The organism is Streptomyces sp. A5-4 (assembly GCF_051131715.1).
Lineage (GTDB): Bacteria > Actinomycetota > Actinomycetes > Streptomycetales > Streptomycetaceae > Streptomyces.
Genome location: NZ_CP178591.1, coordinates 5,494,550 through 5,519,072, shown reverse-complemented (window position 1 = coordinate 5,519,072; position 24,523 = coordinate 5,494,550). Strand labels below are relative to the sequence as shown.

At 70.3% G+C, this 24,523-nt stretch carries 27 protein-coding genes and 1 pseudogene; 26 read left to right on the top strand and 2 right to left on the bottom strand.

What is annotated here, in order from left to right:
- Window positions 1-4: 4 nt before the first annotated feature.
- The 3 genes from ACLLJJ_RS25860 to ACLLJJ_RS25850 are packed head-to-tail and all read left to right on the top strand — an operon-like array spanning window position 5 to window position 2,871.
- Window positions 5-391 (top strand): hypothetical protein, encoded by a 387-nt coding sequence (locus ACLLJJ_RS25860; RefSeq protein ID WP_434595842.1) that lies wholly within the window; start codon window positions 5-7, stop codon window positions 389-391.
- Window positions 388-1,572 carry a hypothetical protein gene (locus ACLLJJ_RS25855; RefSeq protein WP_434595840.1) on the top strand — a complete coding sequence of 395 codons (1,185 nt, stop codon included), beginning with the start codon at window positions 388-390 and terminating at the stop codon, window positions 1,570-1,572. The genes ACLLJJ_RS25860 and ACLLJJ_RS25855 overlap by 4 nt, the downstream gene beginning before the upstream one ends.
- Window positions 1,573-1,599: 27 nt before the next feature.
- On the top strand, window positions 1,600-2,871 hold the full coding sequence (locus tag ACLLJJ_RS25850; RefSeq protein ID WP_434595838.1) for an MFS transporter: 1,272 nt from the start codon (window positions 1,600-1,602) through the stop codon (window positions 2,869-2,871).
- A 339-nt stretch (window positions 2,872-3,210) separates the two neighbouring features.
- Here the strand turns inward: ACLLJJ_RS25850 and ACLLJJ_RS25845 are convergent, their stop codons facing one another.
- The gene (locus tag ACLLJJ_RS25845; RefSeq protein ID WP_434595836.1) at window positions 3,211-3,345 is read right to left on the bottom strand and encodes a hypothetical protein; all 135 of its coding nucleotides are present in this window, start codon (window positions 3,343-3,345) and stop codon (window positions 3,211-3,213) included.
- Between the two features lie 76 nt (window positions 3,346-3,421).
- The gene (gene ltrA, locus ACLLJJ_RS25840) at window positions 3,422-4,891 is read right to left on the bottom strand and encodes a group II intron reverse transcriptase/maturase (protein ID WP_434595835.1); all 1,470 of its coding nucleotides are present in this window, start codon (window positions 4,889-4,891) and stop codon (window positions 3,422-3,424) included.
- A gap of 798 nt (window positions 4,892-5,689) precedes the next feature.
- Between ltrA and ACLLJJ_RS25835 the strand changes: the two genes are divergently transcribed.
- The 23 genes and pseudogenes from ACLLJJ_RS25835 (at window position 5,690) to ACLLJJ_RS25725 (ending at window position 24,204) form a co-directional block, all read left to right on the top strand.
- Window positions 5,690-6,115 carry a hypothetical protein gene (locus ACLLJJ_RS25835; RefSeq protein WP_434595834.1) on the top strand — a complete coding sequence of 142 codons (426 nt, stop codon included), beginning with the start codon at window positions 5,690-5,692 and terminating at the stop codon, window positions 6,113-6,115.
- A complete protein-coding gene (locus ACLLJJ_RS25830; protein WP_185298104.1) occupies window positions 6,112-6,966 on the top strand; it encodes a relaxase/mobilization nuclease in 855 nt (284 codons plus the stop codon). Before ACLLJJ_RS25835 ends, ACLLJJ_RS25830 begins: the two co-directional genes overlap by 4 nt.
- Window positions 6,967-6,979: 13 nt before the next feature.
- On the top strand, window positions 6,980-7,675 hold the full coding sequence (locus ACLLJJ_RS25825) for a hypothetical protein (RefSeq protein WP_185298105.1): 696 nt from the start codon (window positions 6,980-6,982) through the stop codon (window positions 7,673-7,675).
- 23 nt (window positions 7,676-7,698) lie between these two features.
- Window positions 7,699-8,457 (top strand): hypothetical protein, encoded by a 759-nt coding sequence (locus tag ACLLJJ_RS25820; RefSeq protein WP_185298106.1) that lies wholly within the window; start codon window positions 7,699-7,701, stop codon window positions 8,455-8,457.
- A 58-nt stretch (window positions 8,458-8,515) separates the two neighbouring features.
- Complete coding sequence (locus ACLLJJ_RS25815; RefSeq protein WP_185298107.1) at window positions 8,516-8,923, top strand: hypothetical protein; 408 nt, start codon at window positions 8,516-8,518, stop codon at window positions 8,921-8,923.
- A 113-nt stretch (window positions 8,924-9,036) separates the two neighbouring features.
- Window positions 9,037-9,198, top strand: a complete 162-nt coding sequence (locus ACLLJJ_RS25810) for a hypothetical protein (RefSeq protein ID WP_185298108.1) — start codon at window positions 9,037-9,039, stop codon at window positions 9,196-9,198.
- A gap of 33 nt (window positions 9,199-9,231) precedes the next feature.
- Window positions 9,232-9,621 (top strand): hypothetical protein, encoded by a 390-nt coding sequence (locus ACLLJJ_RS25805; RefSeq protein WP_185298109.1) that lies wholly within the window; start codon window positions 9,232-9,234, stop codon window positions 9,619-9,621.
- The gene (locus ACLLJJ_RS25800) at window positions 9,618-10,421 is read left to right on the top strand and encodes a DUF317 domain-containing protein (protein ID WP_434595831.1); all 804 of its coding nucleotides are present in this window, start codon (window positions 9,618-9,620) and stop codon (window positions 10,419-10,421) included. Before ACLLJJ_RS25805 ends, ACLLJJ_RS25800 begins: the two co-directional genes overlap by 4 nt.
- 29 nt (window positions 10,422-10,450) lie before the next feature.
- A complete protein-coding gene (locus tag ACLLJJ_RS25795) occupies window positions 10,451-10,807 on the top strand; it encodes a hypothetical protein (protein WP_434595829.1) in 357 nt (118 codons plus the stop codon).
- Window positions 10,798-11,622 (top strand): DUF317 domain-containing protein, encoded by an 825-nt coding sequence (locus ACLLJJ_RS25790; RefSeq protein ID WP_434595827.1) that lies wholly within the window; start codon window positions 10,798-10,800, stop codon window positions 11,620-11,622. The genes ACLLJJ_RS25795 and ACLLJJ_RS25790 overlap by 10 nt, the downstream gene beginning before the upstream one ends.
- Window positions 11,623-11,715: 93 nt before the next feature.
- On the top strand, window positions 11,716-12,213 hold the full coding sequence (locus ACLLJJ_RS25785; RefSeq protein ID WP_434595825.1) for a hypothetical protein: 498 nt from the start codon (window positions 11,716-11,718) through the stop codon (window positions 12,211-12,213).
- A 2-nt stretch (window positions 12,214-12,215) separates the two neighbouring features.
- Window positions 12,216-12,989 carry a DUF317 domain-containing protein gene (locus ACLLJJ_RS25780; protein ID WP_434600523.1) on the top strand — a complete coding sequence of 258 codons (774 nt, stop codon included), beginning with the start codon at window positions 12,216-12,218 and terminating at the stop codon, window positions 12,987-12,989.
- Window positions 12,990-13,022: 33 nt separating this feature from the next.
- Window positions 13,023-14,810, top strand: a complete 1,788-nt coding sequence (locus tag ACLLJJ_RS25775) for a type IV secretory system conjugative DNA transfer family protein (protein WP_434595823.1) — start codon at window positions 13,023-13,025, stop codon at window positions 14,808-14,810.
- A 36-nt stretch (window positions 14,811-14,846) separates the two neighbouring features.
- Window positions 14,847-15,443 carry a hypothetical protein gene (locus ACLLJJ_RS25770; protein WP_434595821.1) on the top strand — a complete coding sequence of 199 codons (597 nt, stop codon included), beginning with the start codon at window positions 14,847-14,849 and terminating at the stop codon, window positions 15,441-15,443.
- Between the two features lie 63 nt (window positions 15,444-15,506).
- A complete protein-coding gene (locus ACLLJJ_RS25765; RefSeq protein WP_185298116.1) occupies window positions 15,507-15,656 on the top strand; it encodes a hypothetical protein in 150 nt (49 codons plus the stop codon).
- A 167-nt stretch (window positions 15,657-15,823) separates the two neighbouring features.
- Window positions 15,824-16,573, top strand: a complete 750-nt coding sequence (locus tag ACLLJJ_RS25760) for a hypothetical protein (protein WP_434595819.1) — start codon at window positions 15,824-15,826, stop codon at window positions 16,571-16,573.
- Between the two features lie 46 nt (window positions 16,574-16,619).
- Window positions 16,620-17,420 carry a tryptophan synthase subunit alpha gene (locus ACLLJJ_RS25755; RefSeq protein ID WP_434595818.1) on the top strand — a complete coding sequence of 267 codons (801 nt, stop codon included), beginning with the start codon at window positions 16,620-16,622 and terminating at the stop codon, window positions 17,418-17,420.
- Window positions 17,413-17,880, top strand: a complete 468-nt coding sequence (locus tag ACLLJJ_RS25750; protein WP_434595816.1) for a hypothetical protein — start codon at window positions 17,413-17,415, stop codon at window positions 17,878-17,880. The genes ACLLJJ_RS25755 and ACLLJJ_RS25750 overlap by 8 nt, the downstream gene beginning before the upstream one ends.
- A 70-nt stretch (window positions 17,881-17,950) precedes the next feature.
- A pseudogene (locus tag ACLLJJ_RS25745) lies at window positions 17,951-18,538 on the top strand (hypothetical protein); the annotation flags it as partial.
- Window positions 18,539-18,694: 156 nt separating this feature from the next.
- A complete protein-coding gene (locus ACLLJJ_RS25740; protein WP_434595814.1) occupies window positions 18,695-20,044 on the top strand; it encodes an ISL3 family transposase in 1,350 nt (449 codons plus the stop codon).
- A gap of 268 nt (window positions 20,045-20,312) precedes the next feature.
- Window positions 20,313-21,635 carry a DNA cytosine methyltransferase gene (locus tag ACLLJJ_RS25735; RefSeq protein ID WP_434595813.1) on the top strand — a complete coding sequence of 441 codons (1,323 nt, stop codon included), beginning with the start codon at window positions 20,313-20,315 and terminating at the stop codon, window positions 21,633-21,635.
- Window positions 21,635-22,762: a DnaB-like helicase N-terminal domain-containing protein gene (locus tag ACLLJJ_RS25730; RefSeq protein ID WP_434595811.1), complete on the top strand. Its 1,128-nt coding sequence runs from the start codon at window positions 21,635-21,637 to the stop codon at window positions 22,760-22,762. The genes ACLLJJ_RS25735 and ACLLJJ_RS25730 overlap by 1 nt, the downstream gene beginning before the upstream one ends.
- Window positions 22,763-22,824: 62 nt before the next feature.
- Window positions 22,825-24,204 (top strand): DUF317 domain-containing protein, encoded by a 1,380-nt coding sequence (locus ACLLJJ_RS25725; protein WP_434595809.1) that lies wholly within the window; start codon window positions 22,825-22,827, stop codon window positions 24,202-24,204.
- Window positions 24,205-24,523: the final 319 nt, after the last annotated feature.

Below are 24,523 nucleotides of genomic sequence, written 5' to 3'. Positions count from 1 at the left end.
AGAGTTGCCCCAGCACCTGGCCGAATGGTTCCTGACCCGCGAGCAGTTCGAGCCCGTCCCCACCACACCCGGGCTGTACCGGCTCAGTGAACCCGAGCGCGATGGCCACCGTCGAACACGCCAGGCCGTAACTGACCTGCGTCGTCAGGGATATGCAGTGCACGCCGACATCGTCCTTGATCCCGCAGCCTCGCCCGGCCCGCCGCGTCCGGCTCTGCCGAATGGGCTTCTGGAGCGCCGCAGCCGCCTCGCCCAAGCTGCTGCCGGCCGGACGACGCAGCGCGGTACGCCGCCCACCACCTCGCCGCCTTCGGCCCGTCCGATCCCGCCGAAGCCCTCCTACGCGCCGACCGTCCACCTGACGGCCTCGGGTGCCGGGCGCTCCCGGTGACGCCCGGAAGCGAGCCGGCCCCCGCAAGCCCCGTCCCGTCGGCATCCAGCCTTGCTGGCCGAGCTCGTGACTTCCGACTGCGGATGGCCGCCATCGACCTGAAGGCCGAGACCGCGCTCGACACGACACGGGACCGCTACGGGCGCACCGTTCACCCGGGCGCCGCGGCAACCGCCCGCGCCCAGCGCTACCAGGCAGCCGTCGAGGCATACACCACACATCTCGCCCCGTACGCCGATGCACTGCTGGATGCCGCCCACCGTGCTCTCGACGAGCTGCCGCCTGCCCGCCACACCACCGGGTGGCGCACCGTACTCGACGGCCTCGCCGCCTCCACCGCCGAGATCCGCCACGCCCTGGATCGGCCCGCCGCCCCCGGCTCGGCAGCCGAACATGCGCAGCACACGGCCCTGTGGCCTCACCTCACCGCCTGGGCGGACCACAGCGCCATCGCCGCCAACCTCGCCGACCAGCACCAGCAGCCCCAGACCCCGCTGACCGGCGACGAACAGCAGATGTGGACCGAGAGGGCCCGGGTCGCGCAGAGGCGAGGGGAACTGGATCTGATCGAGTCGTGGTTCGCGGCTGACGGCCAGCCGATCACCCTCGCCTACCTGGTCGAAGACGACGACTCGACGGTGATCGCTCTGCGAGGCGACCCGGACGCACCGGGCTGTCAGGTGATCGGGCACTACACCCACGAATACGAGGCCGGGCAGGCGCTGCCCGCCGCTGTCCCGCCCGGCGTACTGCGGGCGGACGTCTCGCGGTTCAACCGCCCGGAGCCCGTCCCTGAGATATCCCTGCAGGAACTCATCCGGGACGTCACCGAAGCACAGGCCGCCGGTGACGCATCCAACGCGCTACTCACCGCCACCCAGCACGGATACGACGCGGGCCCGATGGTCCGCCTCAAGGAACTCTTGGAAACCGCAGGCCAGTTCAGCTCCGCACTGGAGACCGTGCAAGGCCGGCAGATCGCCGCCCGCCTTGCCGCACTCGGCCGGCAGATCGACTTCCTCACCACCGAAGTGCACGAGGCCGCAGAGGACCTCGGCGCGACCGTCGCCGTCCTGCCGCCGCACCGCGTCCCTGTGCCACGGGCCCGCCCGCGTCCCGCCGTGGACACCACACCGCCCGTGCCACCGCCCCGAGCCGCCGCGACCGTCCGCCACCGCTAGGCGCCACTCCCCGAGAGAAAACCCCCGTTGTCCCTGACCGCACCACCGGCCCCCACGCCGCGCATCACCTATGGCGCGGTGCTGGGCAGCCCGTACGTCGCCCGCCTGCTCGGCGGCACCCTCACCGGCCGCCTCCCCAACGGCATGGCCCCCGTCGCCATCGTTTTGTGGGTCACCGCGACCGGAGGCAGCATCGCCTTCGGCGGACTGCTCAGCGCCCTGTACGGGCTGGCCTCCTCGGTGGCACAGCCGGTCAAGGGACGCCTGATGGACCGCCACGGCCAAAGCGCCGTGCACCTCCCCGCCGCCCTGCTCAACTCCGCACTTCTGGTAGCCCTGCCCCTGGCCGGCCCGCACAGTGGACCGGCCCTCGCCACGGCGATCGTCGTCGCCGCCGGTCTGACCACACCACCGTTGGAGGCCGGACTCCGGGCCCTGTGGCCGAGCGTACTGCCCAACCCCCGGCTGCGACACGCCGCGCTCGCCCTCGACACCGGCACGCAGGGCCTGCTGTACATCGTCGGCCCGCTGCTCGTCGCCGCGCTCGCCTCCGCGTACGGGCCGTCCCTCGCGCTGAATGTCACCGCCGTCCTCGGCCTGGTGGGCACTGCCGCTGTCGCCTTCGCGCCGCCTTCCCGGCGTTGGCGCCCCGCACGGCCCGCGAGCGAGGACGCCGGCCGGGTACGCAGGCTGACCAGTCCCGGCCTGGTGCTGCTGTTCATCTCCCTCACCGGGGTCGGGTTCGCCATCGGAGGCATGAACGTGTGGGCCATCGCCATGGCCGAGCAGCACGGGCAGGACATGCTGTCCGGCATCATCCCCGCCGCGTTCTCGACCGGCAGCCTCCTGGGCGGTCTCGTCTACGGCCACCGATCCTGGGCCAGCTCCACCACCGGCCGCCTGGTCACCGCAGGAGCCGTGTTCCTGGCCGGGTGGCTCCCGCTCCTCGCGCTGCTGGGCCCGTCCGCGGCCACCATCGCGGTCGCCGTCCCCGGCGCGTTGCTCACCGTGGTGGTGGCCTGCGCCTACCAGTCCACCGATGCGCTCGCTCCTGCGGGCCGCACCAGCGAGGCGTACGCGTGGCTGATCCTTTCGATCGGTGTCGGGCAGTCCACGGGCACCGCCCTCGCCGGACGCCTCGCCGACCACGCACTCGCCGGCGCCGCACTCCCCGCCGCCGGCGCGGCCTTCGCACTCACGGTCCTGCTCGCGGCACGCCCGCACCTCGCCCCCGCCGGGCACATCGCCCGGCGCGGCCGACACCGGCGCCCGCTCTCAGGCCGACACAAAGCCCCCTGAGCAGCAGGCCAACACCCTTCTAATGCAACCTACTTGAGGAGAATCCTTTATGGCTGTCCGTACGCAGTGGACCGTCGAGCACTCGTGCTCCCACCAGGTCGTCCATGACCTTTCGAAGCGTCCCGCCGACAAGCGGGCCGGTTTCGCCCGCTGGCTCGCGGCCAAGGACTGCAGCGAATGCTGGAAGGCGTCTCGCGACGCCGACACCGAGTCCAAGGAAGAGTGGCTCGCCGCGAAGCGGGCCGAGGAGCAGCAGGCTGCCGTCGAGTGGGCGACGAAGTTCGACATGCCGCAGCTGGAGGGCCCGGAGCGGGCCTTGGACTGGGGTCAGCGGTCCCGTCACCAGCTGATGGTCTCCGCGCACACCGCCCTGGTCGTCGAGGGGTCCTGGGACGAGGCGGACTGGGCGGAGCTGGAGGAGAAGGCCCGCTCGATCAGTGGAGTCGGCCGAGGGCGCGGTACTGGCGTTTCCACCAGCCCGTTTCCCTCGGCCGCTCGCCCGAACCGGACGTGCGAGTCTCCCCGCATCCGGCTCTCCACGAGTCCCGCATCAGCTGATGTCGGTCTCCGGTCGCAGGGCCCACGGGGTGAGGATCGTGTTGCCTCGGTACCGGTAGCGAGTGATCGCTGTCCAGCCTGGAGGTCTGATCTCCACTCCGTCCGCCTCCGGCCACCACTTCCCATCGGGGTAGTAGCGCCGAAGGATCCACTTCTTGCTTCGCTTCGGATGCTTCTTCACCAGCCAGGCCAAGCTCCGCCACCACAGGAAGTGGTCGAGGTCCTGGAAGGCTGCCTTGGACGCTCCGTGCCGGAAGTAGAGAGCCCATCCGCGGGTGATTCTGTTCAGTTGCCGGAACAGTTCGTCCGCGGTCTGGTTCGGGATGTGTCGTGTGGCCTCCTTGACCTTGCGCTTGACCGTCGCACGCGACTTCCGTGACGGGTAGCTGTAGATCAAGTGCCGGTCGCTTCCCCATTGCTGGTGCCGTTGGATACGGAACCCGAGGAAGTCGAACCCCTCGTCGATGTGCACCACATGTGTCTTGTCCGGCGCGAGCCGAAGCCCGACCCGGCTCAAGACGCCGCCCACCTCGTCGAACAGACTCAGTGCCTGTTCCCGGGTGCCTTTCACCATCACCACGAAGTCGTCGGCGTACCGGACCAGCCGGTAGGTCGCGCCTCCGCGCTGACGGAATCGGGTGCGGGATGCGTTGCTTCCGTGTGCCTGCCAGAGCCCGGTGAAGTGCTCATCGAGAACCGACAGGGCAACGTTGGCCAGGAGCGGCGAGAGGATGCCGCCCTGGGGAGTGCCGGTGGACGTGTCCCGGATGACGTCCATGTCGTCCAGCAGACCCGCCTTGAGGAACGACTTGACCAGACTCAGGATGCGCCTGTCCGCGATGCGTCGCCGCACCAGCTCCATCAGAGCGGTGTGGTCGATCTCGTCGAAGCAGGCCGCGATGTCGCCCTCGAACACCCAGGTGTAACTGCGGGGGTTCGTGGCGTAGTTGCGGATCTCCTCGATCGCGTCCTGAGCCCGACGTTCCGGGCGGAATCCGTAGCTGCACGGCTGGAAGTCAGCCTCCAGGATCGGTTCCAGTACCAGTTTCAAGGCCGCCTGCACGACGCGGTCACGGACCGTGGGGATGCCCAGGCGACGGAGCTTTCCGTTCGCCTTGGGAATCCACCGCTCCTTGACCGGAAGCGGCCGAAACGTACGGGCTTTCACGTCTGCCCGTAGTTCCTCCAGCAGCCCCGTCGCGCCGTGCGCGCTGCGCTCGATGCCGTGGACGGTGCGACCGTCCACTCCCGCGCTGCGTGCGCCCTTGTTCTCCCGGACCCGTTCCCACGCCACCGCGAGGAAGGCCGGGTCCACCACGAGGTTGAACAGATCACCGAACCGGCGACCGGAGTCGGCCACCGCCCAATGGTGCAGTTTCGTCTGAATCTCCAGTACCCGCCGCTGGGCCCGGAACGGGCTCGACAGCATGGCGCCGATATTCACCGGCGCGTCTTCTGGCATGACAGTCCTTCCGCTGCTCGACTCGCTGCCGCCCTTCGCCCTGTGACCGGCTTTCCCGGCCTCCGACTACTACGGCGGCTCCGCCCCGCTACCGGCCCGTCAGCCGACGGTGGGCCTATCCCGCCCTCCGCTGGATGCGGAGTGGTGGCGGGAGAACCGGTGCGGTTCCCGTGTTCACTTGCTGCCGATCGACGGGTTAGGTGCCCAGCTTTGCCCCGGAGGCCCCCGCGCGTACGCCGCAGTTCTTCTGCGCGGGCTGCCCGGTCACGATGGCTTCGCGCCGGACGGGCGTCATCTCCACGATCTAGATGACAACGCACCCCAACGCCGGCCCAGATCCACCAGGTTTCGAGCCGGCTCCACCTAACGAGGGTTCAAGCACTGGTTCCTCGCGTACACCTTCCCGTCTCGCTCGCCGGACCTGGACTGTCTGGCAGTGCCAGCCCATCCCGGCTTTGTCAGGGCTGCTTCCCACCTTCCCCGGCACCTCCCGGGTCAGGCTGCCCTCAGCTTCACCAGACCGCTGCGACGGTCCGGAGATGAAGGTCTTGCACCTCCATTCGGAACAACAAGCGCCTCACGGCGCACCCCGTGCTGGGTGGTGGATTGACCAGCGGGATGCGGAGGGCGCTGACCTGCTCGAACTCCTCGACGCAGCGGGCGAAGAAGACCGTGGGACGGAGAACCCGTTCCGGTGAAGGAGGCGCAACATAGCCGGGAAACGCCGGTTAGCCAAACCGGCGATCTTCCGGACCATTGTTCCTCCCACCGCCACCCGCCTCGCGTGGAAGGAACCGCATGTCCCTGACCCCACCCACTCCGGTGTTCGCTCCGACACCGGACCCGCTCACCCCCGACCGGGACATCACCCACGCCCACTTCCAGGCCGGCGACACGGTCGTCGTCCTGAAGGGGGTCGCCGGGGGAGAACTGTGGGGAGACGCCTTGCGCGTCATCACCCCGTCCTGGCACACCCCGACCGACGAGAACGGCTGGCGGCTGCGGGATTCGACCGGCGGCACCCAGTCGTACATCACCGCCCACCCCCGTTACCTCGTCCACCTCTCCCGTCGCTGCCCGGACTGCCTGATCCACCTGCGCGCCATGGAGGACCGCCTCCTGCCGAAGCACACCGGGGACAACACGCTGATCGACTGCGGCTGGTACACCACCACCGCCCTCAACCAGCTGGTACACATCGCCGACGTTCGGGGCGGCCGGTGATTCCCCGTCTCCACGAGCGGGCCCACTCACCGCACGAGCCGCTCGCCGAGGCGCTGGGGCGCCCGGTGTCGCCGGACGAGGGACTCACCGAGCACACTGTCGTCGCCCACTGGCCGGGGCTCGACTACTACACCCTGGACGACGAGCAGAAGATCTGGACGTCCGTCGAGTGGACCGAACACCTCGAAGACCCCTATCTGGAATACCCGTTCGCGGCCAGCCCGCAGGATGACCGGCACGCCGTCTTCCACCTCAGTGTCCGGCTCCATCCCGACGACCGTGTGCTGGCCGGCCCCGAGTGGGCCGAGATCGCCCACCGGCTCGCCCGCGCCGCCGGCATCGAGGTCCCCGGTGACGAGAAGGGCTGCCGGTGGATCGCCCTCCAGGCCCAGCCCGGCCGCCTCGATCTGCTCGCCAACCTAATCCGCCTGGATGGCGCGTGGGCCCCCCAGCGTGGCGATGCCCTGCGGCGCCTCTCGGAGGAATCCCGCCGCATCGAGCAGGACCTGCGTCTTATCCCCGCACCAACTTCTCGGCCACAGAACGCCGACCGGCTCGTCCCCGTGGCGTCCACCCAGCTCGCGACCATCCTGTCGCAGCTCGCCGACGAGCAGTCCGGGCCGCTGGCCACGGTGCGCGGACTCGTCGAGCACACCGCTCACCGGATCGCACGACAGCCCGGCGCGGCCGGTGCCGCCACAGCGCATCGCCTGGAGCTCATCGCCCACCGGCTGCACTCCGTCCAGCAAGACCTGGACACCGCGGCAGCGCACCTGAGTGCCGCGGCCCGTCCCCGTGTAGCTGCCGCACCGCCTGCCGCAGCCCGGCACCCAGCACATCGATCGCCGTAGGAGAAACGTCTCTTTGCCCCTTGCCGACCGCTTCCTGGACATCCGCCGAGATCCGCACTCCGACGAGGTCCTCGCCCGCGGTGGAGACCCCGAGGCGCACAGCATCCTGCAGCGCACCGGTTTCGTCTCCGTCGTCCGCGTCCACGAGACCTACCACCGCGCCCCCACCGGTCTCGCCGAGGACGAGGAGTCCCGCCTCGCTACCGGCGCCGTCGCACGGCTTCGATCCGCCGGGTACCACGTCGACTGCGACACCGCCTTCGACACCCAAGCCCGCCCGCCCAGTTACCTGCCACTGGGCGCCACTGTCTCCCACCTCGCCGAGCGCATCCGCGCAGCCACCACGACCGAGGAGGTGGCCGACGCTCTCACCGAGCTGACCGCCGCCCACAACGGCATCCTCGCCGCCCTGGGCGAAGTCCTAGCTGCAACCGCCGAGTTCCATGACGAACTCGGCGAAGCAGCCGACCCGCATATCGCCAGGCGGCTGCGCTACCTCGCCGACGAGCGCCTGCGCTCCATCCGCACCGATCTCTGCGACACACGCAACGCGCTGGCCGACCGGCACGCCCCGCATCCCGGCCGCAGCACCTGCACCGAAGAGGTCTCCGCTGCCGAACGCGAGCGCTCCGCCGTGTGCGCCTGCCCGCCTCCGCCGCGCACGGTTCCCGCCCCGCCACCGCCGGTGGCCGCCGGACTGCGCCGCTGACCCCCACCTCGCCCAAGGACACCATGCACGATTACGAAGATTCCGAGCGCCTCGCCTCGTACGCCGACGTCCTCGCCGGTGAACTCCCCGGCGCCTGGACCAGCTCTTACCACTCGCCCCAGGACAAGGACGACCTCGTCGAACTGACCGAACGGGTCTGGGACCTGGACCTCGTCGCCGAGTCGCTCGCCGAATTCCCGCTCCAGCAGGCAGCCCTCCTGAGCCGCCCGGACGGAGCCCAGCTCGCCGTCCTCGACAGGCACGACGAAGGCGACGGCTTCCTCATCGCCGCCGTCGCCCCCCGCGCTCTCCCCGACGAGGCATACCGCGGAGTGCGCGAGCCCAATGGCATCGCGCTGACGGACGACCCGTTCCTGAGCGCCGAGACCGTAGCGGGCGACCTCCTCGCCCGCTACGACACGGCGCTCGCCCAGGTCCGCCACAACACCATCGGAGGCACCCAGCCGTCCCAGCCGGAAAGGGTCGTACTGACCTGGCAGCAGGACGGCAGCGTCGCCGCCGCGCCCGTCGGAGAAACAGCCGCCGCCGTCCTGGTGGCCAACGGCTTCGTCCAGGACACGCAGACCGGAATCCACCGCCTGAGCGGTGACGACACCACAGCGCAGGCTCGCGCTCTGCGCCAGATCGGCCCGCAGCTCGAAGCTCACGGTATCGGCACCGGCCTCCAGCACCTCTCCGGTCGGACCGCACCCGCCGCCACTCCGGCCGCCGTACCGCCGGCACCGGCTGCCACGCGTGTCCCGGCCCACAGGGCTCGCTGAAGCCGAGGAAGCAGCAGCTGCCCCCGCCCCCCGCCGAGGCTGAACTGGAGAACCTTCCATGGCCAATCTGGCCGACGAGTACGGCACCGACGTCGAGATCTACGTCAAGGCCCTGACCACGACCATCCACGCCGACACTCCCACCGGCGCCCCGGCCAAGCTCCACGACCTGCTCGAACAACTCGGCCTCGAACGCCAAGAGGTCCGTACCGCCGGGCCCGTCTACATCTGGCACGTTGCGCCCGAGCACCTCGGCGTCAACGAGCAGAGACGCCTTGCTACTCGCGCGATCCCCGCCCTCCTCCTGGCTGGCTACGAGGTCAGCTGCGCCGGCGAAGTCTTCGACGAGCCCGCCTACCAGCAGGCCGTGCGCGAGATCCGCACCGGGAAACCCAATCCTGCGGCGCAGCGCCCGGCACCGGCCGCATCTCCCTCGCACCCCGCACCGTCCCGCCGCACCCCGTGAAGCTGGCCGGGTGGTACCGGCTCCCCGCCGGTGTCACCCGGCCAGCACCGCCCGACCCATCGGAGAAACCTGTAGCACCCCCGCCCATCACGCCCCGCCTCAAGCCCCGCCTCGTGACCGCCCTGTTCCGCCGCTACCTGCGCGCCGTCACCGTCAGCAGCCACGACCGGACCAACCCACTGGCCGGCGGTCGCCCTGAGGCCGCGCTCGACGAAGCCCGGCGCCGCGACCTGTTCCTTCTCGTCGAAAGCCAGCGCATCCGCCACCACGACTAGCAGCCCGCCCGAGCCCATCCACCCAGGAGGCACATGACCGACCTGTCGTCCTACCCCGTACGCCTCGCCGAGGACATCACCGGCCTGCTCAGGACGCTGGATGACCACCTCGCCCAAGCCTCGCCCCAGATAGCCGCACAGATCCTCGGCAAGATCCTCGACCCCGACAACGGCGTCCTCACCGGGGTGACGGAGCTGATGGAAACCGGGTCGCGGTTCGCCCGGGACAACGTCCACCGCGGCGCTCTCCCGCCCGAGGTGTGGCTGGCCATGGGCCGCGCCGCCAACGAGTTGCACGACGTCGGCACAGACCTCAGCGATCACACCGACGCGCTGCGGCAGTTCGCGAAACCCCCGGCACCGGCCAGCACCGCGCCGCCGAAACCGGTGGCATCCGCCATGGTTGTGCGGCGGAGCCGGTGAAGAACAAGCAGTGGCAGGGCTGGGGAGCAGGCGAACAGGCCCAGCAGCACTACCTCATCGAGCCCCGCTCCCTCGCGGGCGGCGGCGATGTGCGCCACGTCTCCGAATTCCTGCGCGCCTCCGGCTGGCGGGACAAGTCGAAAACGGGCGGCCCCCTGGCCATGGAAAGCCCGGACCGCACCGTCCGTATCGCCTACGACCCCTACGTCCTGCCCGGCGGGTGGTCGATCCACGGCGCGGCGAGCGGCCACCAGGACGAGTGGTGGGCCGTCCTCGGCCGGCAGACGCCGGTGGAGATCGTCGCCGGTCTCACCGACGCCCTCACCCAGCCCCGCTCCGCGCACGCCCCCAACGTCTGGGCGCCGCTGCAGGACCAGAATTGGAGCGACCAGCCCCACCCCGACCATGTGACCGCGACCAGTCCCGACGGCAACGCCTGGGTGCAGTACCACCAGAGCCCCGGCAGCGAGTCGATGTGGTGGGCCGGGGCGAAGGACGGCCAAGGCAACGGCTGGACCGCCCAGTTCGCACCCAGTACGCCGATGCACCTCGTGCAAGCCTTCTCGACCGCGCTCGCCAGCCCCGAGCCCGTGATGCGCCCGCTCGGCCGCGTCCCGCAGAGCACACAGATCCGCACCACATCCGTCTCTGTGCTGCCCTCCCAGCTCAGCGCCTGGCAGCAGGCCCGGATCACCGCCGCCCGCGCCGCCACCTGGGCACGCAACACCACCCGAGGCAGCCGGCCCCGCACCACGGCCCGCCCCCACGCCACCGCCGGTGGCGCCCGAACCCGCCGCTGACCTTTCGCCCCGCACCATCGAGGAGACCCATGCCCGCACTCACCCCGGACGCCATCCGCACCGCGACCGAGACCCTCTCCCGCCTCACCGACTACCTGCTCGGCAATCCCCACCCCGAAGAGGCGCTCGCCCTGGCCGAGCCCCTGCTGGATGAGCACACGGGCATACCCATGCAGCTCGCCGACATCCTGCGTGCCCTCGCGCGCACCGTGCAGGAGCATCCCGACACCCCCCGCAACCTGGAAGTCGACTTCCTGGTAGCGGAGTTGCGCGACGCGGCGTGGGAGCAGTCCGACCAGCACACCCTCCACTACGCCCTGGACGACCTGCGCAGCCTGGTCGGAAAGGCTCCCGCCAGCGAGCCGGAGTGCTGCTGGTGCCGGTGAGCGAACGGCAGCTCGCCGCCTTCGCCGCCAAGCACGCCTGGCAGATCCCGTTCGACACCAGCCCGCGCCACCTCGCCGGATCCGGAGACGCCCGTCACGTCACCCACGGCCTGGCCGCCGCCGGATGGAAGGCCGTCTCCGACCCGCTGAGTGCCGAGATCGTCCTGCGCAGTCCTGATCTCCGCCTCCGCCTCCAGTTCGACCCGCAGTCCGCCACCTCAGCGTGGTGGCGGCTGCGGGCCGAGCACACCGACACCGAGCGCGGCTGGCACGCCGAGTTCGGCGAACTCGTCCCCGCCGAGGTCCTCGCCGGCCTGACCGACGCCCTCATCGCCCCGATGTCTGCGTCGCGGCCGGATCCACTCACGGTGCTGGCGTCAGCGGGCTGGCAGGTAGGACCACAGAACACGGCCGTCTCACCGGACACGATGTGTCACATAGAGCAGCGGGCCGACCAAGATGACGACGCCATGGCGTACTGGCACGTGGAGACGTGCGAGCCGGGATACGGAACCCCCATGGGCCCGCGGATCTGGCACGCGTATTTCGGCGCCAACACGCCCGAGCACCTCGTGACCGCGTTCGTCAGCACACTCGCCGCCCCCGCACCGCTCCAGCGCGCCATGTACGACCGCACCGCTCACTACAGCGTCGTGCAAGTGCCCAGCCCGCTCACTCCGCAGCAGACGGTCGATGCGCACACCACCCGCATCGATTCGCTCCGCTCACACGCACGCGCAGCCCGCCGGCAGGCAACGAAACCCGCGACGACCCCGGCGCCGGCCGGTGCCGTCCGTCCGACCGTCCGCCGCTGAACCGACAGGACCCTGACCATCTCCGCCGATCACACCGCGCACCGCGAGTTCCTCCGCCACCTCGACAGCTACCTGAGCGACAGCAAGCAGACCTTGGACGCCTGGGACGTCTACTCCGACGAACACACCGACCTCGACGGCTGGCCGCACGACGACCACGCCTACGGGCTGCGCGCCAGCCAGCGCGACGCCGACACCCACACGGCGTTCGAGCCACTGCGCACCAGCGCCCGCCTCCTGCTGGGTACCGCAGAAGCGCAGCTGGCCCATCTGCCCGCGAACACCGTACAGAGCCGCTGGGTCTACCAGTTGGGCGTCCTGCACGCCGCGCTCGAACGTCTCGAAGGGCTGCAGGAACAGTGGACGACGACCCTCGACACGCTCCCCGCCAACGTCCAGCCCGGTAGCCCGGTCTTCGACGACGCTCTCGCCGAGCACCACGCCGAGTCATGGAGCTACCTCGACGACTGGGCCACCCACGGCCAGGCATTGCGAGAGATCAACTCCGCAGCCCTGAAGGCCCCCTCGCGTCTGGCGCCGCCACCGACCACGGCCCCCGTAACCGGCCGGGCCGCCCCGGTGAGGAAGTGAGCGTGCCCCCGGCCGCCGAGAGTGTCGAGGTCGAGTTCATCGCCCCGCGTCACCTGGCCGGGGGCGGTGACGCCGCCTGGGTCACCGTCCCGCTCCACCGCGCCTGCGGCTGGAGCTACGGCCACGACCCCCTGATGCCGCGCGTGCTGCTTTCCAGCCCTGACCAGAAGGCGCTCCTGCGCCTGGAGCCCGACCCCGACGGCCAGTGGTGGACCCTCCAGCACGCCCCGGAGCCGGACCGGCCCGCCTGGTACGCGAGCTTCGGCGCCCGCACTCCCGTCGAGATGATCGCCGCGTTCACCGACGCCCTCACCGACCCGGCTCCGGCGGCGGCTGCTGCTGCCCCGTACAAGTCCCTCCAGAAAGTCGGCTGGTCACCGGACGGGGAGAGCGGCCTCGTGTCGCCCGACAAGACGGCGTACGTCGAGAGCCTGGGCACGCCGAAGGCTCCAGGAGCGTGGTTCGTCACCGTCACGCTGGGGCTGCAGAACCAGGTGTGGCAGGCCCGCTTCGGCGAACACACGCCTGCGCACCTCGTCGCCGCGTTCACCGCTGCGCTCGCCGACCCGAGCCCTGTGCCGCGCACCGACAGCCTGCGCAGCCTGGCGACGCGCGACCCCCACCTCATCGCCCGCACCCGACGCGAGGTGCCCGCCGTGCAGGTCGCCACGGCTCTGGAAGAGCGTGTCCGCTCCCTGGCCGGCCGCCGCGCCGGACCTCCGGCGAGTCCGAACCCCCTGCGACCGCCGCCTGCCACGAACGGCCGCAACCGCTGACCCTGCCGTCCCCACCCGGAAGCGCGTAGCCCTTTGCCCCCCTCGTCCAACAGCTCCACCGACGGGTACGACCTCGTCCTGCGTCTCCTGTTCGGAGTGCTCGCCGTCGTCGTTCCCCTGTCCCACCTCGCCTGGCTGTCCGGCAATGTCACCGCCTACCTGACCGGCATTACCTGGGCGCCGTACCAGCCGACCAACGCCCTGCTCCATCCCGAACGCCTATGGCCCCAGGCAGGGGAAACGTCCCTGCTCATCAGCACCCGTATCGTCCCCGTGCTCCTCCTCCTGGCCCTCGGTGCAGCGGCCGGCATCCTGTGGTCCCGGCACAAGAACCGCAGCGGCGGCCGGAAGAAGATCACCGACATGGCCAAGGCCCGGGACATCCAGCCGCTGATGGCCAAGGCGATCACCAACAAGGCCCGTTCGCTGCGCCCGAGCCTGAAGGACGCCAAGCACATCGACGCGAAGGACACCGGCATCCTGCTCGGCAACCTCCAAGGCAGCCGCCACGAGGTGCGGATGGGCTTCGAGGACGTCGCCGTCGCGATCATGGCCCCCCGGTCCGGCAAGACCACTTCGCTCGCCATCCCCTCCATGCTCGCCGCCCCCGGCCCGGTCCTTTTGACGTCGAACAAGGCCGCCGGGGATGCCTTCACCACCGCCTACGACGCCCGCACTCAGGTGGGACGGGTGTGGACCATGGACCCGCAGCAGATCGCACACGCTGCCCGCGAAATGTGGTGGAACCCCCTCGCCAGCGCGAAAACCCTCGACGGCGCAGGCCGGTTGGCCGGTCACTTCCTCGCCGCGAGCGTGGATGCGAGCGCGCAGGGCGACTTCTGGTCCAAGGCCGGCAGCAACATCCTGTCCCAGCTCCTACTGGCCGCAGCCCTCGACGAGCGGCCGATCACCGACATCATGCAGTGGCTCGCCTTCCCCGCCGACCGCACCCCGCTCGACATCCTCCGCGACCATGATTTCGCCGCAGTCGCCGCCCAGCTCAAGGGCACCGTCGAAGGACCGCCGGAGACACGGGACGGGATCTACGAGACCGCCCGCCAGTACGCCGCCGCCCTGCTCAACACCGAGATCGCGGCGTGGGTGACGCCGCAGAAGGACGTCCCCGAGTTCCGGCCCGCGCAGTTCGTCACCTCTACCGACACGCTGTTCCTGCTGAGCAAGGACGGCGGCGGCGGAGCCTCGGCATTGATCGCGGCATGCGCGGACTCGGTCATGCGCGCGGCGACCGCCCAGGCCGAGCGCGCCGGCGGACGTCTCGACCCGCCGATGCTGGCGATCCTCGACGAGGCCGCCAACGTCTGCAAAATCTCGGACCTTCCGGACCTGTACTCCCACCTCGGCAGCCGCGGGATCATCCCGATCACGATCCTCCAGAGCTACCGCCAGGGCCAGAAGGTCTGGGGTGACGCGGGCATGGACGCCATGTGGTCCGCCTCGACGGTGAAGGTCATCGGGGCCGGCATCGACGATCCGGACTTCGCCGACAAGCTGTCGCGGCTGATCGGAGACCACGACGTGGAAACCACGTCCACCTCGCACTCCGAGTCCGGCAAGTCCACCTCGGTGAGCATGCGACAGGAGCGGATCCTGCCCGCCGACGCGATCCGCGCCCTGCCCAAGGGCACCGCCTTGTGCTTCGCCACCGGAATGCGCGCCGCGATGCTCGACCTGCGCCCGTGGTACCAGGAGCCCGGCGCCGACGAGCTGTCCGCCGCCTCGGCACACGCGTCCAAGGCCATCACCGCCCGCGCCATCGCCAAGCACGCTCCCCAGCAGGACGACTACGGCAGCGCCGCGTAAGCCCTCTCCTGCCCGTTCACTTCCCCGGAGTTCTTGTTGCAGTTCATCGACCTGGCCGCGCAGACCCGCCTGCTCAGCCAGACACACCTCGCCCTGCGGTCCCTGCGGGCAGACGTCGAACAGGTCCGGGCCGGCGACATCTCCAAGCCGGTCCGTGAACTGGCACCGATCGCAGTCGGTGCACAGGAGTTGGCAACGCGCTGTACCCAGCAACTGGAGGTCCTGTCCACCAGCCAGTACGCGGCCATGAAAGACGGGCACTGGAACCTCGCCAAACTCGCTGAAGCCTCCGCCCAGGTGTCGCACGCCGGAGCCCTGTGCGCCCGCGCCATCCACGCACGCACCGAAACGCTGCTCTACGACGACGCCGACGAGACACCCGAGGCGAGCCGCACTGTCCTGGCCGAGGCCGCCGAGAAGATGGGCTTCGCGTCCCAGGTGTACGTCGGGCTGGCACAACAGCTCTCCCGGCGAACCCTCTCCGCCGCCGCCCAGCAAGAGGACCAGCGGCTCATCCAGCACGCCCTCGCGGAGCTCGGAACTCCCGGCACCCCGTCCGCGGCGGCGCCCGCGGCGGAGAACAGTCTGCCCCCGCTCCCAGCGATACGCGGAGCCGCGCCGAGGAAACGGTGACCGCGGCCCGCTCAAACCTCCGGGCGTTGCACCCTCGGGCACGTCCCCTGACTGGAATCGCTCATGGACAGCTACGAACCCCACGACCTCGACGAGATGACGCCCACCCATTCCGAGCGGACCACCCGGAACTGCGGCACCTCGTCGCATCCGCTGATCCCCACATGTGCACCCGCCACTCAGGTCGCACGGGCGGCTGTCGCCCGCCTCTGATCTCTCGCCCTGCCCCCTCCTCCAACCCCGACCGCTAGGGAGAACTGCCCGGCCCCATGACGACACCAGGCTCTGACCAGCAACTCTTTGAAGTGCCGACACCACCTACGCCACCCGAGCAGCTCCTGCTTCTCGCGGCGGATTTCACCCGGCACAACGATGCCCTCGTGGCTCTCAATTTCGAAGTCCCGCTCCCGGGGGCAGCGATCGGCGGGCACCACGTCAGCTCCGCGCAGCGGCTGGCCCGTGGCACTCTCGCCGCGATCGATGCAGTCAAGAACCAGCCGCTCTACCACCACGTCGAAACCGGCGACATCCTCGTGCGGCTCAAGCAACTGGCCTACCTGGCTACCGAGTCCGCCGACCATCTCCTCGACGCCTCAGACATCCTCAGCGCTGCGGCCAGAAAGGCAGCCGGCCTGGGTGACGAGCACGCCCACCCCTCCGTCATCTCGGCGGCGAGCCGTCGCGTCAGGCTGGCCGGCGAGTTGACCGCGCTCGCCCCCGAGGCATCGGTCGAGGCCGCCGCCCACTTCGCCACGGAGATGCGCCGCCGCAGCCGCCCTCTCCCAGTAACTGGTGAGGACGTCGCTTTGTCGGCCACCCAGTACACCGCGCTGCAGGCCGCCGCCCGCGGGCACGTCCGCGTGACGGAGATGCTCGGCAAGCAGTACGTCCACAACCGCGACGGCGGAATGACGATCAGCACCATCCGCTCCCTCGAAGCCAAGGGCCTGCTGCAGCGCGAACCCCTGCCGGCCTCCTTCTCAGGTTCCGAGCCCCGGGCACGCCTCCACCTCACCGCCGGCGGCGTCGCAGCACTCGCACGCGCCTACGGCCGCCCCCATCCCGCCGCCCCAGACACCCGCATCGCCCCGAAACCCGCACTCGGCTCGACAGCGGCACGTACCCGCTGACCAGCACAGCCCGGGGCCTTGACGCCCGCCACCCACGAAAGCCCTCATGCCCGACGCACCCCACTCCCTCGCCACCGTTCTCGCCCAGCCCCATCCCACCCTCGGCGTCTTCGTTCCGGCAGGGCTGCATCCACCCGCTGACGAACGCCGGCTCATCGACGCGCTCACCGGCGCGGGCAGCGGGCTGATCGAGATCGGACTGCCTTCAGATTTCGCACCCCTGGACGGACCCGTCATCCGGGCCGCCTACCACCAGGCCCTGCAGCAAGGAACCGATCTGGCCCGCACGTTGCGTGCCGTCGAGCACGCGGCGAGCCGGGCCCCGACGGTGGTGATGACCTACTGGGCGCCCGTCCAGCACCAGGGTCCGGAGCGGCTGGCTCTCGCCTGTGCGGCAGCCGGGGCTGCCGGTGTGATGGTCGTCGATCTTCCCGCGTGCATGGCCGGACGCTGGCACGACGCCACCAAGAACGCGGGCCTGTGCGCCCCACGCCTCGTCCCGCGCCACACCCCCGGCACCGGCCTCGCGAGCGCGACCGCCGGTGCGTCGGGATGGCTCTACGCACCCGCCAGCACGGCCACCACCGGCTACCAGGGCGCCCTGGACATCCAAGCCCTCGGCGCTTTCACCCAGCGCCTTCGCGCAGCGAGCCCGCTGCCCGTGGTCTCGGGGGTGGGGATCTCCACCCCGCGCCTCGCAGCATGTGTCGCCCCGCTGGTGGACGCGGTCGTGATCGGCACCCCCATCGTCCGCGCCCTGGCCGCCGACGCCGCCCAAGCCCCCGCCCTGGTCGCCTCGTTCGCCCGCGCCCTGCACCCGACCAGCATCACGGAGACCCGTGCCTGACTACCTCGCCCCCACCGAGGCCCTCTCCCGCCTGACCACCGACGCGCTCGACCTGCACCGAGCCCTGCGCGACGGCGGCAACGTCCACGTGCGCACCCTGGCCGCTCGGATCACCGACGCCCAGAACCTTTCCCGCAACGCCCTGCGACTGCTCCTCGACCGCGCCCAGGACCAGCCGCGCGACCGGGTCGGGGACCTGCTTCTCCTCGACCGGGTCGCGCAGATCGCCAAGGCCGGCCAGGACGCGGGCGCCGAGCTGACCGCAGCACTCGCCCGTGCCGTGGAGAACCAACGCCGTTGTGCCGGCGCAGCGTCGGGGCCGGTCGTTGTGATCGGCCCCTCGCCGCAGCAGTTCATCGCGTCGGCTGCAGATCTCCTCGACCGCATCCCCGCCCTCTTCCACGCGATACACCGCGACGGCCTGCTGCCAGCAAATCTCCCCACGCCCCAGCCCTCTTGAGGGCACACCCTCCATTTCCCTCACCCCAGGACAGGCCATTTCAGATCAGCCTCAATTCCGTGCCCTCTCGCTGGGTGCGGGAGTTCAGTCCAGCACCCTCCTCGCCCTCTCAGCGGAAGGGATTCTCCCTAAGGTCGATTACGCAATCTTCGCCGACACAGGATGGGAGCCCGAAGCTGTTTACTCCCACCTGGACCGCCTGGAACGCAAGATAGCAAGGCCCGCCGGTATACCGGTCTTCCGCGTCTCGTCCGGCAACATTCGGAGTGACGCATTGAACCCGGATCACCGGTTCGCCTCCATGCCTCTTCACGTCCTCAACAAGGACGGCCGACCTGGGATGACCCGTAGGCAATGCACTGGCGAATATAAAATAAGGCCCATCAAGCAGAAGGTTCGCGAACTGCTCGGCCACCCCTATCCGTCACGCATCCCCACGGGGGTTTTCGTCGAGCAGTGGGTCGGCATCTCCACCGATGAATTCCATAGGGCCAAGGACGCCGACGTCAAATACATGCATAATCGGCATCCCCTGCTGGACCTGGGCTGGAGCCGAGCGGACTGCATCCGTTACCTGACTTCGCTCGGGCTTGCAGAAACGCCGAAATCAAGTTGTCTTGGGTGCCCGTTCCACGGAAATGCGCAGTGGCGGCATATCGGGTCTTCGAATTTAGTGGGGGTGCGACGGTGACGACCTGACGGTTGGTCACCGTCCGTGATGGGCCTGCAGTGCGGGTGCCCCGGACGCGAGAAGCCCGCAGGTCTTCGTGATCATGGTTGTTCTCTACGCAACCGATCATGAAAACCCACGGACTTGAGCACTCACGATACCGAGATCAACAGGGACGCGACACGACTGCTGAGGCTGGAGGGGGTGAGTGTGACCAAGGTCAAGGACGACGGAGCGGGTGGATCGACGGTGTACGTCGTGACGAGCGAGGACTCCGCGAGGGCTTGCCCCTCGTGCGGGGTTTTCGCCACGCGGTTGAAGGACTACCGCACCACCGCCCCGAGACATCTGTCCTGCGGCGGGCGCCCGGTGAGTATCCGCTGGCGCAAGGCGCGCTGGCACTGCACCGAAGTAGCCTGCGCGCGCGGCTCGTTCACCGAGGCGATACCCCAGGTGCCCGCCCGGATGCGTACCACTGCCGCACTGCGCGAAGCGGCTGGTGCCGCAGTGGTCGACGGCGGCCGCACCGTGGTACAGGCCGGCCGGGATCTGGGCCTGTCCTGGCCGATCGTCCAGCACTGCTTCGAGCACTACGCCGCGGAGGTTCTGCCCGAGGACCCGCCGGTGACCGAGGCGATCGGGATCGACGAGACCCGGCGGGGCAAGCCGGTGTGGAAGCAGGACCCGGACACCGAGAAGTGGGAGCTGGTGGCGGACGCCTGGCACATCGGGTTCGTCGACGCCATCGGCGGACGCGGGCTGTTCGGGCAGGTCGAGGGCCGCAACGCGGCCTCGGTCGCCGACTGGCTGAGCGCCCAGCCCACCGCCTGGCGCGAGCGGATCTGCTACGTCGCCATCGATCTTTGCTCCACCTTCCGCGCCGCGATCCACCGCGCACTGCCCCACGCGAGGGTGGTCGTCGACTGCTTCCACATCGTGCAACTCGCCCAGCGCCACCTCGCCGACCTGCGCCGACGCCTCACCTGGAAACAGCACGGCCGCCGGGCCCGCAAGGGCGACAGCATCTACACCGTCCGCAAACTCCTGCGCCGCAACAACGAAGACCTCACAGACAAACAACGCGACCTCCTCAAGGCCGAGTTGGAGTCCATGGGCACCTACGGGAAGCAGATCTACGCGGCCTGGCAGGGAAAGGAACTCCTGCGCGACCTCCTGGGCCTGGCCGTCACGCGCCGGCACGTCACCCCCGACCCCTCCGCGATCTCCACCGCACGCCACCGCTTCTTCGCCCACGTCGCCGACCACGCTCACCTGCCCGAACTCGTCACCCTCGCCGAAACCGTCGAGCAGTGGTGGGACGGCATCGAGACCTACCTGACCACCGGCATCACCAACGCCGCCTCCGAAGGCAACAACCGCCTCATCAAGCTCGAAGCACGTAACGCCTTCGGCTTCCGCAACCGAGCGAACCAACGCCTGCGCTCACGCTGTGCAACCACGCGCCGCAGCCGACGGGAAGCACACCCCCACTAAATTCGAAGACCCGGCATATCAGGGACACCTCTCCGTCCGAGTGGGCGGACGTCGTCGAATTCGACGCGGCCATCCGTCAGGGCAATGCCCGCGCCAACGCGTCGGGTAGCCGACTGCTCGGCCAGGCGTTCCTGCACCGCTCCCGCGTACCGCTGAGCCAGGCGCCGATCGACCACGTCACCGCCGCCGAACAGGCCGCCCTACGCGTCGGCGCGGACGAGGCCGACGCACTGGAGAACGGCGTCGAGGACGGCTGCTCGCCCTGGGCATGCCGCGGCGATGCGGAAGCGCTGGCACAGGACGACTTCGGGCTGGCCACTTGATAGTTGATCTCTTCGCGGGTCCGGGTGGTTGGAGCAGAGCCCTGGGAGTGCTCGGTGTGCGGGACGTCGGGCTGGAGTGGGACGAGTGGGCCTGCAAGACCCGTGTTGCGGCAGGACAGTTGACGGTTCGGACCGACGTGGCGATGTATCCGACGTGGCCCTTCATCGGCCGGACCCGCGGACTGATCGCGTCCCCTCCGTGCCAGGCATGGAGCATGGCCGGCAAACGACTCGGCCTCCTCGACCAGCCCCTCGTGCACGAGGCCGTCGAGAACCTCGCCGCCGGACGCGACGTCCGCGAACGCCTCCTCACAGCTTGCCGTGACGAGCGCTCCCTGCTCGCAGCGGAGCCCATGCGCTACCTCCACGCCCTGAACACCGTCGGCGAACCCGAGTGGGTCGCCATGGAAGAGGTCCCGGACGTCCTGCCCCTGTGGAAGCAGTACGCGGCCGTCCTAAGGTCCTGGGGCTTCTCCACCTGGTGCGGCATCCTGAACGCGGCCGACTACGGAGTCCCGCAGACACGCAGACGCGCGATCCTGCTCGCATCCCGGATCCGCACCGCCCAGCCACCCGCCCCGACACACGCCCAAGTCGGCGAACCCGACTCGCTGTTCGGTCCCGGCCGCACGCGCTGGGTGAGCATGGCCGAAGCCCTGGGATGGGGTGCCACCGACCGGCCCGTCCCTACCGTCTGCGCCGGCGGCGGGCCCGGCGGCGGCCCCGAACCCTTCCCGTCCGGGTCCCGCAAGACCCTGGTCGACGCCCGCGAGCGGGGTACCTGGACGCCGCGGCCGGACGGGATCGTCCTGCGGTCCCGCCGTGAAGGCGCCGGCTGGGCGGCCCGGCACGGCACCCGTGAGAACCGTGCAGCGAGCGCTCCGGCGCCGACGTTCACCGCTGAGGCGCACCGCTGGTCCTGGTCCCTGCGCAGCAACAACCAGGCCAACGCCACCATCCGCTCCATCGAGGAGCCGGCGGGAACGCTGTTCTTCGGGCACCGCGCCAACGAATGCACGTGGATCGCCGAACCCCCCACCGTGCAGCGGGAAGACGCGGCGCCGGCGCCCGTCCCGGAGCCGATCCGCATCACCGCCCGCGAGGCCGGCACCCTGCAGACCTTCCCGGCCAACTACCCCTGGGCGGGCAACAAGGGCCAGCAGTTCTCGCAGATCGGCAACGCCGTACCCCCGCTGCTCGCGGCCCATCTGCTCGCCCCCCACCTGAACATTCCCCTCAACCCCGACGACTTCACCCTGGCCGCCTGATGCCCCGCACCCCCGAACCCGACGAGGACGACCTCGACGCCATCCCACCGCCGCACCCGGTCTTCCACGTCGAGCAGGCCCTCCTCGGCGCTCTCCTCCTCGATCCCCACCGCCTCGGCGACGTGCCCGGGATAGGCCCCGACGCGTTCTCCACCGCCGCCCACGCCGCCCTGTTCGCCGCGATCCGCTCCCTGCCCGCCCCCGACCCGGCCGAGCACGCCAAGAACACAAAGTGGCTCGCCGCCGTGCTCACCGCCGCCCGCGAGCAGACGCGCGGACTCTCCGCCCCCTACCTGCACCACCTGATCCAGGTCTGCCCGTGGCCCCGGCACGCACCCGCGTACGCACGGATGATCGAAGCCGAGCACTCCCGGCGCCGTCTGGCCGCCGCCGCCCAGCGCCTCACGCACACCGCTGAGGACACCGCACTCCCGCAGCGCGTGGCCACGACGCTCACCAAGGCCGATGCCCTCGCCATCGTGGTGGACGACATCGCCGCCCGGTTCCCGCCGCACGCCGGATCCCTGCCCCGCACCTCCACTCCTGCGCTGCCTACAGCCCACGACGAGGACGCGGCCGACGAGGAGCGGCTGCTGCTCGCGACAGCTACCGCGCACCCCAGCGACATCGAGCAGATGCGGTGGCTGATGCCAGGCGACTTCACGCAGCCTCGGCACGCCGGGCTCTGGCAGAGCCTGATCACCCTGACCCGACGCCGCGCCCCCGTCGACCCCGTGACGGTCCTGTGGGAGGCCCGCCACCGTGGCCTGCTCGGCCCGGGGGCCGAGCCGCGAGAGCTCCTGGACCTCCTCGCCGGGCCGGTCGGCTCCCCGGAGCACTGGGGCGAGCGCATCCTCCAGCGCCACATCCTGGCGACCTCGCGGCACGTCGGCCGACGCATCGAGGCATTCACCGACGACCCGGCCACCACGCCGTACCAGCTGGTCGTCGGCAGCCGCCGCGCGCTCGCCGACCTATCCGCCGTCCGTACCCGCTGGCAGCACGCCACGTCCTCGCCCCCTCCGATAGACCGGGCCGTGCGCACCAGGGCGGCGAAGGCCACGGCCGTGCCCCGGGCCGGCCCGCCACGGACCACAGCCCCGCCCGCCGCACGCAGTTCCCGCTGACCCCCACCCGCCGGCCGCCGAACCCCTCTGGTCCGGCGGCCGGCAGAAGAGAGCCCTCCTTCGTGACGAAACCCGCCCCCGACGCGCACGTCCGCCTCGACAGCCACCCCGCCCACTCCAGTGCCGTCACCGCCTCCCTGACCGGCGCCGAGGCCCGCATCGCGCACCTGGCTCTGGAGGCCGACGGCTGGACCCCCGTCGCCGAGAACATCCTCGTCCTGGCCCGCATCGACAGCGAGGAGCCCTACTGGGCGCAGCAGGCCGCCAACGCCCTGAACGCCGAGGGGATCACCACCGAGATCACCCCCGGGCTGCGGGAGGCGATCGACGAGGAATGGACCTGGGCCAACTACCCCATGCCCTGGTGCACCCGCAGCGAGATCCGCGAGGTCTCAGCCGAAGCCCAGAAGATCCATGACGACATCCGCCACGGCCACCTCCTCATGCATGCCCACGCCGAGGACGGCCACACCACCGTCGCGGTCGGCACGTACCTCAGCGGCGGTAAAAGCGTCTACCTCCACGGCGAGAACCACCTGCGGCAGATCGCCGACACCTTCGACTCGCCCGCCCAGGCCCTACTTGCCTTCGAGAAGGTCCACGGCGCGGCCATGCGCCCGGGGCCGGCACCCCTGACGGACACCGAGCGCGCCGCCGGCCGGGCCCGAACCTCCCTCACCGCGAACACCGTTGCACCTGAACCCCAGCACCAAGAGCCGGAATCCGCCCCCGCATACGCGGCCGACGCCGGTGACCACGATGCTCTTCTGGACGCATTCGTCGATGCTCACGCCGACTGGGAGAAGTGGCGGACCTGGTCGGATGAGACGACCCACGTCATCCACGAATCGCAGACCCTGCGCATCGAGCGCATCCACGATGCCCCTGCCCACGAGACCGCGTGGACCGTGGCGGCCTACGAGACACCGGTCTCCGACCGCATGTGGGTCCTCACCGCAACCGGTACGACCCCCGCCCCCGTACTGCAGGAGCTTCTCAATCACCTCGCCGACGGCGACGGCTGGGACACAGCCGTCGGCGCCCCGGTGGACGAAAAGACCGTCACCGCCGCCACGCAGCCCCTCACCGACGCCGGGTGGGACCACACCGTGGACGGACGCTGGATCCGCTGGACAACGCCCGCCGGTGACGCGGGAGTCCAGTTCGACGCCTTCGCCGCCCAGCATCATCCGGAAAAGGCCCTCGCCACCTGGACCATCTGGGCCGGCCCGAACCACGACTGCCCCACCTGGACCCTCAACGCGTCCCCGCACACCCCCAGCTCGCTGCTCGCCGGCCTGGCCGCGGAACTCGCAGAAGGACAGGGGATGCGGACGAAGCGGCGCAGGACTCACAGCAGTTCGGCACCGTCCACTACTCCCAGCCACTTGGCGGCGACACCGTCACCACCAGCCGCCGCCCATCCCAGACGGAGCCGTTGATGTGACTGAGCCCGACCGGAGGGGCGCTCACCATTTCGACGAGGTAGCGGACAACGAGCGGGAGCGGGCAGAGGGGCTCAGAGCCCTGCCGCCCTCGTCGCAATAGGCGCGCAGCGGCTCCATTCACCACGCAGCACCGTGTGGGAGATCTCACGCCAAACTAGAACTAACCCGTGCAGGCGCATCAAACATCCCCATTCGCGCGACGGCGCCGCCTGCCCGCGGGAGGGGGCAAGTCCGTCAGGCAGCTTGCGCACCGCGGGCCCACCTCGCCACCATCGGCAGGGCGTACGCCCTGAGGTCCAAGGTGACGGCGTTC

What these genes read in the sequence shown, in the direction of transcription:
- ltrA (WP_434595835.1), bottom strand. Translation starts at nt 4,891, where the DNA reads ATGCCAGAAGACGCGCCGGTGAATATCGGCGCCATGCTGTCGAGCCCG.
- ACLLJJ_RS25835 (WP_434595834.1), top strand. Translation starts at nt 5,690, where the DNA reads ATGTCCCTGACCCCACCCACTCCGGTGTTCGCTCCGACACCGGACCCG.
- ACLLJJ_RS25820 (WP_185298106.1), top strand. Translation starts at nt 7,699, where the DNA reads ATGCACGATTACGAAGATTCCGAGCGCCTCGCCTCGTACGCCGACGTC.
- ACLLJJ_RS25815 (WP_185298107.1), top strand. Translation starts at nt 8,516, where the DNA reads ATGGCCAATCTGGCCGACGAGTACGGCACCGACGTCGAGATCTACGTC.
- ACLLJJ_RS25805 (WP_185298109.1), top strand. Translation starts at nt 9,232, where the DNA reads ATGACCGACCTGTCGTCCTACCCCGTACGCCTCGCCGAGGACATCACC.
- ACLLJJ_RS25795 (WP_434595829.1), top strand. Translation starts at nt 10,451, where the DNA reads ATGCCCGCACTCACCCCGGACGCCATCCGCACCGCGACCGAGACCCTC.
- ACLLJJ_RS25765 (WP_185298116.1), top strand. Translation starts at nt 15,507, where the DNA reads ATGGACAGCTACGAACCCCACGACCTCGACGAGATGACGCCCACCCAT.
- ACLLJJ_RS25755 (WP_434595818.1), top strand. Translation starts at nt 16,620, where the DNA reads ATGCCCGACGCACCCCACTCCCTCGCCACCGTTCTCGCCCAGCCCCAT.
- ACLLJJ_RS25735 (WP_434595813.1), top strand. Translation starts at nt 20,313, where the DNA reads ATGCCGCGGCGATGCGGAAGCGCTGGCACAGGACGACTTCGGGCTGGC.
- ACLLJJ_RS25730 (WP_434595811.1), top strand. Translation starts at nt 21,635, where the DNA reads ATGCCCCGCACCCCCGAACCCGACGAGGACGACCTCGACGCCATCCCA.